This window comes from Nostoc sp. (genome assembly GCF_036917555.1).
Taxonomy (GTDB): Bacteria; Cyanobacteriota; Cyanobacteriia; order Cyanobacteriales; family Nostocaceae; genus Nostoc.
This window is the reverse complement of the sequence record NZ_JBALDD010000046.1, coordinates 1-11,480: the sequence shown is the minus strand read 5'-3', so window position 1 is coordinate 11,480 and position 11,480 is coordinate 1. Positions and strand designations below refer to the sequence as shown.

The 11,480-nt window shown below is 45.1% G+C and carries 7 protein-coding genes; 3 read left to right on the top strand and 4 right to left on the bottom strand.

Features of this window, described 5'->3' with window-relative positions; translation table 11 throughout:
- Positions 1-325: 325 nt before the first annotated feature.
- On the bottom strand, positions 326-2,734 hold the full coding sequence (locus V7K60_RS18145) for a GH116 family glycosyl hydrolase (protein ID WP_334927218.1): 2,409 nt from the start codon (positions 2,732-2,734) through the stop codon (positions 326-328).
- A 339-nt stretch (positions 2,735-3,073) separates the two neighbouring features.
- On the opposite strand from V7K60_RS18145, the gene V7K60_RS18140 reads away from it, so the two are divergent.
- Positions 3,074-6,265, top strand: a complete 3,192-nt coding sequence (locus V7K60_RS18140; protein ID WP_334927217.1) for a WD40 repeat domain-containing protein — start codon at positions 3,074-3,076, stop codon at positions 6,263-6,265.
- 109 nt (positions 6,266-6,374) lie between these two features.
- On the opposite strand, the gene V7K60_RS18135 is transcribed toward V7K60_RS18140, so the two are convergent.
- Complete coding sequence (locus V7K60_RS18135) at positions 6,375-6,563, bottom strand: hypothetical protein (protein WP_334927216.1); 189 nt, start codon at positions 6,561-6,563, stop codon at positions 6,375-6,377.
- A 171-nt stretch (positions 6,564-6,734) separates the two neighbouring features.
- On the opposite strand from V7K60_RS18135, the gene V7K60_RS18130 reads away from it, so the two are divergent.
- Entirely contained in the window at positions 6,735-7,208 is a 474-nt protein-coding gene (locus tag V7K60_RS18130) for a hypothetical protein (RefSeq protein WP_334927215.1), read from the top strand.
- 142 nt (positions 7,209-7,350) lie between these two features.
- Here V7K60_RS18130 and V7K60_RS18125 read toward each other — a convergent pair whose 3' ends face one another.
- Both V7K60_RS18125 and V7K60_RS18120 read right to left on the bottom strand, forming a co-directional pair.
- Positions 7,351-7,587: a hypothetical protein gene (locus tag V7K60_RS18125; RefSeq protein ID WP_334927214.1), complete on the bottom strand. Its 237-nt coding sequence runs from the start codon at positions 7,585-7,587 to the stop codon at positions 7,351-7,353.
- Positions 7,588-7,892: 305 nt separating this feature from the next.
- Complete coding sequence (locus V7K60_RS18120; RefSeq protein WP_334927213.1) at positions 7,893-8,270, bottom strand: CU044_2847 family protein; 378 nt, start codon at positions 8,268-8,270, stop codon at positions 7,893-7,895.
- A gap of 67 nt (positions 8,271-8,337) precedes the next feature.
- Between V7K60_RS18120 and V7K60_RS18115 the strand changes: the two genes are divergently transcribed.
- Positions 8,338-11,480, top strand: a 3,143-nt coding sequence (locus tag V7K60_RS18115; protein WP_334927212.1) for an nSTAND1 domain-containing NTPase, incomplete at its 3' end; no start/stop codon positions are given.

Here is an 11,480-nt window from a genome sequence, read left to right as displayed (position 1 = left end):
AATATTTAAATGTGTCGCTATATTGATCCGTTTCGGCATAGTTCATAGATGCACTCTTGACTTTTATCATAAGCGATTATGCGAACATGATATTAGAGGGGGTCAGAAGGACTTGTGTATACACCGTAGCCTTTCAAGGGGAGGGTTAGGGTGGGGTAAAACTGACGTGAAAAACCAGGTGAGTAAACTATTTCAGACTTGTGTGTACACCGTAGGCCAATTTTGGGGAGAGAGGAAAACTCATACAGTCAGAAGATTTCAGCTTAATTGACACCAATGAAATCTACGTGTATTGCATCAAAACGAGAACCGCTTTGATAGTCAATCAATTAATAACTAAGTAAATTCCCCAAATCGCCATTGGCCGCAGGTAAGTGCTAGCGCGAAAAGTACCAGTTGCAGTGATAGCTTCCGGGGTGCGAAATTGCAGACCATTTTCATAAATTTGCTGCACCACAGCTTGCGTCAACCTCAAGGCTTCATCTTTCATACCCATCTGCACGAGAAAAGCCGCCAGCCCAAAGTTTATTCCCGTCCAAACTTCTAAGGGATGAGTAGCTTTGGGATTTTCTGGTGAACCATCACGACGAACACCATTAGCAGCACCAAACTCACCATTGCAGAATTTCAAAAAGCAAGCATCATAAACAGTTTTCAGAGCAGAAAGGGAGCGATCGCTCGGTACAATATCAGGTAAATCCAGCAGACGAGCGTAGAATTGTCCGCACAATTGATCTGCCATCACCACATCGGAACCACTTTTACTATCAAGTCGGTAATATTCCCCATTCCAGAGTTTTTCTTGGTAAATAGGAAGAGATTGTTGTAACCAAGTTTCATAAGTGGATTTTTGCGCTGCCAACTCTGTTGTGTTACCTATCTGGTAAGTTAATAAAATATCACTAATTGCGATCGCAGCCTCTAACGCCGCCAACCACAACCCCCCACAATAGGCGCTGACTCCTTGTAACCGCCAATCATCAAAGGTTTGGTCGGGTGCGCCAGAATTTTCCGGAATCCCATCGCCGTCGAGATCAAAAGTTTTCAGGTAGTCGAGGGTTTGAACGATCGCATTCCAGCAATCTGCCAGGAATTCTACATCGTCAGCACCCGTGAGCAAAAAATCACGGTATACTTGCAAAACAAAATCACTACCTAAATCTTTCCATAAATTACAGTCTTGATAGCTGGTGTAGTTAGTTTTCTCCCAAACGTGTTCATTGGGTGCGCCTAAATCGTGGGGTGTTGCACCTGCAACTTTGCGAACTGCAATCGGGCTTTCTGCCTTAATTGTCATGTAATAGCCAATGATTCGGGGAGTATCATCACCTTGAGGAATCGCCCGTGCAAATGCTCGAATTACCGACTTTTCTAATTCTGGAAATAGCATCAGCAGGGCAAAAGAGCCATACAACCGCACATCTAGACTTTCATACCAACGGTAATCTAAGCACTCTAGCACCGCAAACTGACCGATGGGGTCAAGTTCTGATGCTGCACTCCAGAGAGTACCGCCACTGGTGAGGTCATAAAGCTCATTAAATAGAGCCATTTTAAACCAGTTGGGTAAATCTTCCCGGTCAAGAATGGGTTTTTGCCAACTTTGAATTTGCGATCGCCAGGTTTGGTATTCTTGTAACGCAGTGGATGCGATCGCCCAGGCGTTGTTGCCATTTCTACTAAAAAAGTCTGTATATCTGCGGTAATAGTTAACTCCAGCCGCAAATTCTGTGATCGGCAAATCCCAAGCGACGACAAAGGGAATTTCCAGAGTTTCGCCTGGTTGGAGAGTGAAACGGATTGCGATCGCAGCCCCAATTTGTGTATTCTCTGTTGCTGGAGTAGTATCAACATAATTAGGCAAAGACCCATCTTGGGCAAAGCTTTCCCATATTTCCTCACCCATACCTTTAGGATTCCAGCGGCTGTGGTGAAATATTTCTACTTGGGGATGTTTCAGCGTTGCAATACACCAAGTTCCATCACCTTCTTGCAAAGGTTCATCACTACCAATTCGACCTAAAACACAGCCAACCTGTTGTGTATTTTCAACTATCTGGTTATAGTTTTCTTGACTTTCGTCCCAGCGCGGTTGGTATTCGTAAACCGGACTACCATCATCGCGCACCCGCACTTCGGGAGATTTGAGACCGTTTGTAAACCAGCCTACCATATTTTGCCAAGTGAGCATAATGCCCAGAGTAATCGGTGCATCTGTCGGGTTGTGGGCATTCCAGAGGAATATTGCCACAGGGTAGCTAGTTTCTTGGTAATTACCTGCCCAGACTGGAGAAAATTGCTCACAAGTCAACTGTGCTTGAAATATATTTTCATACACAAACCAGCTACGTGGATATAGCGCGTGATAATTGCCCGTTCCCTCTGTGTCGGGAGGTGTCGGATACCATTGCCAAGCCTTGAGAGTGCCATCATCGGGTGCTTGGGTAGATAAAGCATAGGCTTGGGAAGATGTACTATTGGATTCAAACACACTGAATTGACAAGCGGGAACATTTTTGAAGGTATGTTCACCGCCGTCGATGTGCCACAGGTTAAAGTCTCCCCGTGAAGAACGACCGATGCAACCTGCACCAAAGCCGCCTAAAGGCATACCATGCCAAGGACCATCATCGATATTACTTGCATAGCGGACGGTATAAGGTTTGTCCCAGCCTAAGCCGATAGGACGGCTCCAAGTGCAAGAGGGAATTACTGGAGAGAGTTGATTTGTCATCGCCTAATGTTACAGCGTGCAGTTACGTCAATGAAGACTAGCGCGATGTGAGATTTTTCTCAAGGTAGTGGCACGGTAATGCCCATTGGTATCAACTTAAGCTGAAATTTAACTGGTCGTAGCCCGCCCTTAGACATCACTCCCGTAATTACTACCGGACTACAAGGTATAGAGCTTATCCCAGCCACTAAAACTTTAATATTGTGCTTCTACCACGTATTGTTCAACCGCTACTGGAATTTTAAATCTAGAGTTTTTAACTCTAACGGGTAAATCACTGGCTAATTTGGGTATTTTAAAGCACAGAGGTAATTTTCTCAATAGTTTTAGCAAAAGAAGATGACACAATACGCCCTTGTGGTTGAAATTGCTCAGAATGACAACAGTTTAGGCAGCCTGACTAAACCTATCAATGATGCAGAGGCTGTGGCTAACACAGAAAAATTTTTGCTGGTGGTAGATGAGTTTGAGGAAGTATTTACAGTTTGTATAGATAAGGAAGAACGGCAGAGATTTATTGAACTACTTACTGGGGTAGTAGAGATTCATGATTCGCGGTTAGCAGTTGTAATTACTATGCGAGGCGATTTTCTTGAATTTTGTTTAGATAATCCTTCTCTGACTCACCTGATTCAAACCCAGGCAGCAGTTATGGTGCCTTTAACTGGAGTTGATTTAAAGGAAACAATCGCCAAGCCTGCCAAGCTTCAGGTTCATAGTGTTGAAGAAGCAGGAGTATTAAAAATACTCCCAAATCTTCAACAAGAATCAGGGAGTTTGCCATTGTTAGAGTTTGCCTTAACTAAACTCTGGGAGAAACGCGAGCAAAAGAAACATCAACTAACCCAAGAAGAGTATGAGAAGTTGGGAGGATTAACTGCGGTGTTAAATCTCCATGCAGAAAATGTTTATCACTACCAAGATTATGAGAAAGAATATCCAACTCAAGAACGCAGTCAGCAAGAAAAAGAATGGATTAAGCAGATTTTTCTGCGGTTAGTGCGAACAGGAGAGGGAGAAAAGGATACCCGACAGCGCCAACCAAAAGCCACATTATTAAATATTGCAGGTGATGATGCCAATCAACAGCAACAACTTAGTGAGTTGCTAGATGGTGAAGTGGGATTGGTTAAAGGACGCTTATTAGTTACTAGGAAAGATGAAAAAGGAGAAGTCTGGATTGATTTAGCCCATGAAGCTTTAATTGAAAGTTGGCAGCAGTTTGCCCAGTGGCGACAACAAGACCGAGACTTGCGACCGTTGAGCGATACATTAGAAAATACCCGACGGGAATGGTTGAACGAAAGGCCGGATGACAAATATTTAATGCAAAAGGGATTGCTGGCCGAAGTGAAGGATAGCTGGCAACAATTCCAGCCCCATTTGCAATCACCCCAACAAGATGAGGATTTTTACCAGCGCCGCGATGCCGATGACAAAGACCGGATTGCCGAGATGGAAAGGGCGCTTACTGAATCCCAGTTGCGAGAGAAAGCGGCTAGAGTAGAGAATTTATTGCCCTTACAACCGCTAGATAGTCTAGTTTTGGCAATTCAAGCTATGGGGGAGAATCAAGACAAACTACCCCAGCAGATTCTTGCATCAGTTCAGAACAGTTTGAATCGGGTGGTGAATAAAGCAAGAGTCTCGATTCCCTTCTGTGGTCATGAGGGTAATGTCTCTTCTGTCGGCATCAGCGCTGATGGGCAGACGATTGTCAGTGGCGGTGCTGACGGTACAGTGCGGTTGTGGAACCTGCAAGGTCTTCTCTTAGCTGAACCTTTGCGTGGTCATCAGGGTAATGTCTCTTCTGTCGCCATCAACGCTGATGGGCAGACGATTGTCAGTGGCGGTGCTGACGGTACAGTGCGGTTGTGGAATTACCAGGGTCTTTCCTTAGCTGAACCTTTGCGTGGTCATCAGGGTAATGTCTCTTCTGTCGCCATCAGCGCTGATGGGCAGACGATTGTCAGTGGCGGTGCTGACGGTACAGTGAGGTTGTGGAATTACCAAGGTCTTTCCTTAGCTGAACCTTTACGTGGGCATAAAAATGATGTCTCTTCTGTTGCCATCAGTGCCGATGGGCAGATAATTGTTAGTGGTGGTGCTGACGGCACTGTGCGGTTGTGGAACTGCCAAGGTCTTCCCTTAGCTAAACCATTGCGTGGGCATAAAAATGATGTCTCCTCTGTCGCCATCAGTGCCGATGGGCAGACGATTGTCAGCGGTGGTGCCGACGGTATGGTGCGGTTGTGGAATTACCAGGGTCTTCTCTTGGCTGAACCTTTGTATGGTCATGCGGGTAATGTGAGGTCTGTGGCCATCAGCACCAATGGACAGACGATTGTCAGTGGCGGTGCTGATGGTACAGTGCAGTTGTGGAATCGCCAAGGTCTTTCCTTAGCTGAACCTTTGCGTGGTCATGAGGGTAATATCTCTTCTGTGGCCATCAGCACCGATGGGCAGACGATTGTCAGTGGCGGTGCTGATGGTACAGTGCAGTTGTGGAATCGCCAAGGTCTGACCTTAGCTGAACCTCTGCGTGGTCATGAAGGCAATGTTAGGTCTGTCGCCATCAGCACTGATAAGCAGATAATTATCAGTGGTGGTACTGATGGCACAGTGCGGTTTTGGAACCACCAAGGTCTTCCCTTAGCAGAACCTTTGCGCGATCAAAAGGGTTGGGTCTATTCTGTTACCATCAGTGCCGATGGTCAGACGATTGTCAGTGGCGGTACTGACGGCACGGTGCGGTTGTGGAACCTGCAAGGTCTGACCTTAGCTGAACCTTTGTGTGGTCATGAGGGTTGGGTCTATTCTGTTGCTATCAGTACCGATGGGCAGACGATTGTCAGTGGTGGTAGTGACAGCACGGTGCGTTTGTGGAACCTGCAAGGTCTGCCCTTAGCTAAACCTTTTCGCGGTCATCAAGGTTATGTCAATTCTGTGACCATCAGTGCCGATGGGCAGACGATTGTTAGTGGCGGTGATGATGGCACAGTAAGGTTGTGGAATCGTCAAGGTCTTGCCTTAGTTGAACCTTTGCGTGGTCATCAGGGTTTTGTCAATTCTGTTGCAATTAGCGCCGATGGGCAGACGATTGTTAGTGGCGGTACTGATGGCACAGTAAGGTTGTGGAATCTGCAAGGTCTTGCCTTAGCTGAACCTTTGCGTGGTCATAAAGGTTTTGTCAATTCTGTCGCCATCAGTGCCGATGGGCAGGCGATTGTTAGCGGCGGTGATGACGGCACAGTAAGGTTGTGGAACCTGCAAGGTCTGACCTTGGCTGAACCTTTACGTGGTCATGAGGGTTGGGTTTATTCTGTTGCGATTAGCGCCGATGGGCAGACGATTGTTAGCGGCGGTGAAGATGGCACTGTACGTTTGTGGCACGGTGACTGGCGTGCATGGTTGCAAGTTTGTTGTGACAGGTTACGTTACCATCCCGTCTTTACCAATCCGCAAACAGAGGAAGCAAAAGCCGCCTGCGAAACCTGCCAAAAATATGTTTGGAGTAAAGTCAGCGGGTAAAAACACAGCATTGTTGTGCCTCTAAGAAGGTCTGTATTCGACTCAATTGCAAATGGCAATAAAAGCAGTAGGTAAAAAGAGGAGAATACGAAAAAGAGACTTATTAGCTTCAACATTTAGGCTCAGAACTCCAGTTTTCTCCTTCAAAACTTGGAAGTTCATCTTCAAAACTCGGAACTTTATGTTCACAACTACAACAACCAAGATCCAAGGGTAATACCAATTCAATTAATAATTGCAACACATCCTTGGGTAGAGACGCGATGAATCGCGTCTCTACAAATGGTCTATTTGTCACATTCTTTTTTCAAATTGGTATAAATTATGGTGAGTGAAAGGCTTAGGCGTAACCCGCACTTTGACGAAGCTCACCTTTTTAATTTGGAATTTTTATTGGTATTATTGAAATTAAAATTGTATATGTGGGCACTCTAAAATTAAGCAACATACTGGAGACTAATTTCTTTCTATGTCCACAGCCCCAATTAGTGCAACACTAGCGCAATCAGATAGAGATGCTGTGTTGCAAGCGATCGCTACAATTAAAGACAAATTACCATTTTTGATTGATTTAAGTAACGAGGAGCGTAAAGCTTTACCCAAAATGGGAGATAAAAGCCGTGCTTTTGTAAGCAAAGCATTGGAAGTAGCGACACAGAACCCAGAGTTTTTACCGCGATCGTTTGACCTCAATGAGATGCGGAAAGACGTACAATTATTTGAAGCTTTGTATCCAGTATTGCTATCTTTTTCACAATTACAAGAGCTACTGGATGATACATCTATAGCAGTGGGTAGTGAAGCTTATGCAGCCGCCTTGCAGGTGTATAACTATGCCAAAGCTAGTGGACAAGGTGCTGGTTTAGATGGAGTAGTTGAGGAAATGGGGCAAAGGTTCGCCCGTAAATCTCGGAAATCCAAGCCTCAAGCAGCAGCGTTGTAGAAAATAGCTCGGCAATCGCACTTCTTAGGTGCAATGTTGAGGCTAAGAACTCGGATGTTGGAGTAAATTGCTCGGCGTTCCGAGTTCTGAACTCGAAGCTTCAACCTCAGAACATGGAATTTCGAGATGAGAACACGAAACTTTAAGCTCTGAACAGCAACGTCCGAGATCCAAGAGTAAATGATGGTGAGTAAAAGGCGATCGCTCTCCTTTTTAACTCGGAACTTCGTGCTTTAAACAGCAACATCCGAGATTCAAGGGTGAATGATGGTGAGTGAAAGGCGATCGCTTTCGTTATCATCCCATCTTCACAAACCTGCAACCTCAAAAAATACAAATTTCCTACTAAACTTATCACCAATATCTTGCGTAGGGGCACAACATTGTTGTGCCCTGATATAACTGTTCACCCTAGCCAATATTTTATTTGTAATTTTCCGTAGAGTAATTAGTACCATTCAAATGGAATACGTACTGTGCAAAACAATATTGTTTCTCGTTGAGATGCCAGATGGGTTGGGGGCACGGCAATGCCGTGCCCCTACGAAGAACTGTATTTCATCCAATTACAAAAGGCGTAGGCAAAGCCCGCACTTCGACTGCGCTCAGTGACCTCGTAGACATCGCTTCCATAATGTTTCGCATAGCTGAAGGTATAAAGCTCATCGCTGCTAAAGCAAAACCTTAAGTGCTGGAATTTTGCTTCTTCTCAGGAAACTTACACTTCACCTCAATTTCAAAATTACTCTCCGCCGAACCTTCAGTTACGAAGGGGATACCAGTTTTTCCGCCTATCTTCAAGCCAAACTTCAAAGTCACCTCTTCAACTTCGGCAGCACCTAAATTTTTAAAAGCGCCAATGGCATATTTGGTATAAGCTCGAATTTGATGGTGAACTTCGTCAATCTTGACAAATGCATCTGCTGGAAGACCGTAAGATTCTTTATCGTCATCAACCTCTGGTGTAACTACTTCTGGAACAGTTGGCGTTTCCTTTGACTCGAACAGAATTGTATAGATTTCCCCGTCTTCTTCAAAGACTAAACGTTCTATGTTCGACATCAAGCCCTCAGATTTTAGATGTATTTACGTTATCTTATTCTGTAACAGACAACTTAAATATGTATAGATGGCTCGTTACGCGCTTGTTGTTGGCATTACAGATTATACAAATCAGCTTTCCAACCTCACAAAACCAGCTACAGATGCCGAAGCAGTAAAACAGGTACTAGAAGCGCATGGTGATTTTGAGAACAGCGATATTCTCAAAGGGAAAGTTAGTACAACTGAGTTGGCTGAAGCTTTAAAAACACTTTTGCAACAACAAGCAGTTAAAAACGAAGCCCTAATTTACTTTACAGGGCATGGCATTACCGTATCTGACAGCTTAGGAACACAACAAGCATATCTAGCAACCTCTGACTTGACAATTGTCACTCAAGGCAACCGAATTATTGAACAAACAGGCGGAATTAATCTTGGGAGTCTCAACAATTTAATTAAAGACTCCGACTTGAGTAGTCTAGTAGTGCTGTTAGATTGCTGTCATAGCGGTGAATTTTTAGAACGCAATCTCATCGAAAAAACTCTTACTGCCTTTATTTCACAGCGCGATTACTACTTTATTGCTGCTTGCAGAGGTTTTCAACAAGCTTATGCTAAAAAAAGCGAACAACACAGTATTTTTACAACAGCTTTACTGGCAGGTTTGTTACCAGAAAACATTAATGATCATGGAAAAGTGACAGGCGATCGCCTCTTCGATATACTTACTACAGAACTTAAAGGCAGTGGTCAAGAACCAATCCGCATGGGTTGGGGGCGTTCGATTACTCTAATTACCCATAAAAATCAAACACAAGCTCAAACTTTTGAGGTAAAAGATGAATGTCCTTACCAAGGTTTAAAAGCCTTTGAAGCGGAACAAAAACAGTTTTTCTTTGGGCGCAAGCAGGTTGTGAGGAAGATTCTGGGGAAACTGGCACAAAAGCCCTTTGTCCCGATTATTGGCGCTTCCGGGAGTGGTAAATCTTCTCTAGTTCAGGCGGGTTTGATTCCAGAATTAGATGATAGTGTCTGGCAAGTTTTACCGCTAATCAAGCCAGGATTTCAGCCTTTGCAGGAATTAAGGGGAGTTCTGAAAGCATTTTTTCCAGGGGCGAAAAAAGAAAAATTGCTTTGGGAGTTGATTACTAATGAAGCAAATCCTTTACCTGTAATTTTGGATCATCTCACAGGTGCAGAAAAATTTTTATTGGTAGTAGATCAGTTTGAGGAACTATTTACTGTCTCTATTGCTGAAGAAAAGCAGAGATTTATTGAATTGCTGACTCAGGTAGTAGAGATGACCGATTCGCGGTTGTCAGTTGTGATTACCATGCGCTCGGATTTTCTCGAACCATGTTCAGATTATCCCTCTTTAAATAAATTGATTGAAAATCAGCTTGTTTTGATGCCGCGTATAGCTGGAGTTGATTTAAAAGAGACAATAACCGAACCTGCTAAACTTCAAGGTCATAGTGTTGAAGAAAGACTAGTACTAAACATTTTAGAAGATGTTGGTAAAGAACCGGGATATTTGCCGTTGATGGAGTTTGCTTTAACTAGACTCTGGGAAAAACGCGATCGACAAAAGCATCAACTCACCCTAGAACAGTATGAAAACTTCCAAGGATTGACAGGGGCGCTGAATTTTCATGCAGAAAATGTTTATCTTTACGAAGATTATCAGCGTGATTCCCCGACTCAAGAACGAAATGAACAAGAGAAGGACTGGATTAAGCAAATTTTTCTGCGATTAGTGCGGACGGGAGACAGAGAAAAGGACACGCGACAGCGCCAACCAAAAGCTGAACTATTAGCCATTGCTGGTAATGACCAAGAACAGCAGGAAGCATTAAGTGAATTGCTAGATGAAGGATTGGTGAAAGGACGTTTGCTGGTTGCTGGGAAAGATGAGCAAGAAAAAGCGTGGATTGATTTAGCCCATGAAGCTTTAATTGAGGGTTGGGAGAGGTTTGCCCAATGGCGACAACAAGACCGAGACTTACGGCGGTTACATGATAAATTAGCCGATGCTTTGCGAGAGTGGTTGCACAAGGAAGAAGATGAACAATACCTCATGCCAAGAGGATTGTTAGCAGAGGTGCAGAACAATTGGGAAAAGTTAAAGCCTGATTTATCATCTCAAGCCAAGAACTTTTATCAGCGCAGCCTTGCTTCTGAAGAAGAACGGAGTGCCGAACGGCAATTTGCTCACAGAGTCCGCATTGAAAACTTTTTGCAAAAGAAAACAACAACTATCAAGAACATATTCCCTGTCCAACCCCTCACAGCTTCGGTTATGGCAATACAAGTCATAGGTGAGAATTTGGAGAAAATGCCAGAGCAAATTCTCACTCCAGTTCAGAATAGCCTGCAACAAGCGATGGAGGTCTTAACTCCTTTTCGTGGTGATCAGGGTAGGGTCAGGTCTGTCGCCATTAGCCGGGATGGGCAGACGATTGTCAGTGTGGGTGATGACGGCACAGTGCGGTTGTGGAATTTCCAAGGTCAGCCCTTGGCTGAACCCTTCCGTGGTCATCAGCGTGGGGTCTGGTCTGTCGCCATTAGTCCAGATGGGCAGACGATTGTCAGTGTGGGTGATGACGGCACAGTGCGGTTGTGGAATTTCCAAGGTCTGCCCTTGGCTGAACCCTTCCGTGGTCATCAGCGTGGGGTCTGGTCTGTCGCCATTAGCCCAGATGGGCAGACGATTGTCAGTGTGGGTGAAGACGGCACAGTGCGGTTGTGGAATTTCCAAGGTCTGCCCTTGGCTGAACCCTTCCGTGGTGATCAGCGTCAGATCAGGTCTGTCGCCATTAGCCCGGATGGGCAGACGATTGTCAGTGGGGGTGATGACGGCACAGTGCGGTTGTGGAATTTCCAAGGTCTGCCCTTGGCTGAACCCTTCGGTGGTCATCAAGGTGGGGTCTCTTCTGTCGCCATTAGCCCAGATGGGCAGACGATTGTCAGTGGGGGTGAAGACGGCAAAGTGCGGTTGTGGAATTTCCAAGGTCTGCCCTTGGCTGAACCTTTCGGTGGTGATCAGGGTAGGGTCTGGTCTGTGGCCATTAGCCCAGATGGGCAGACGATTGTCAGTGGGGGTGAAGGCGGCACAGTGCGGTTGTGGAATTTCCAAGGTCAGCCCTTGGCTGAACCCTTCCGTGGTGATCAGCGTGGGGTCTCTTCTGTCGCCATTAGCCCAGATGGGCAGACGATTGTCAGTGGGGG

Excerpts from the sequence above, each read along its gene's own strand:
- V7K60_RS18145 (WP_334927218.1), bottom strand. The coding sequence starts at position 2,734 with ATGACAAATCAACTCTCTCCAGTAATTCCCTCTTGCACTTGGAGCCGT.
- V7K60_RS18120 (WP_334927213.1), bottom strand. The coding sequence starts at position 8,270 with ATGTCGAACATAGAACGTTTAGTCTTTGAAGAAGACGGGGAAATCTAT.
- V7K60_RS18140 (WP_334927217.1), top strand. The coding sequence starts at position 3,074 with ATGACACAATACGCCCTTGTGGTTGAAATTGCTCAGAATGACAACAGT.
- V7K60_RS18130 (WP_334927215.1), top strand. The coding sequence starts at position 6,735 with ATGTCCACAGCCCCAATTAGTGCAACACTAGCGCAATCAGATAGAGAT.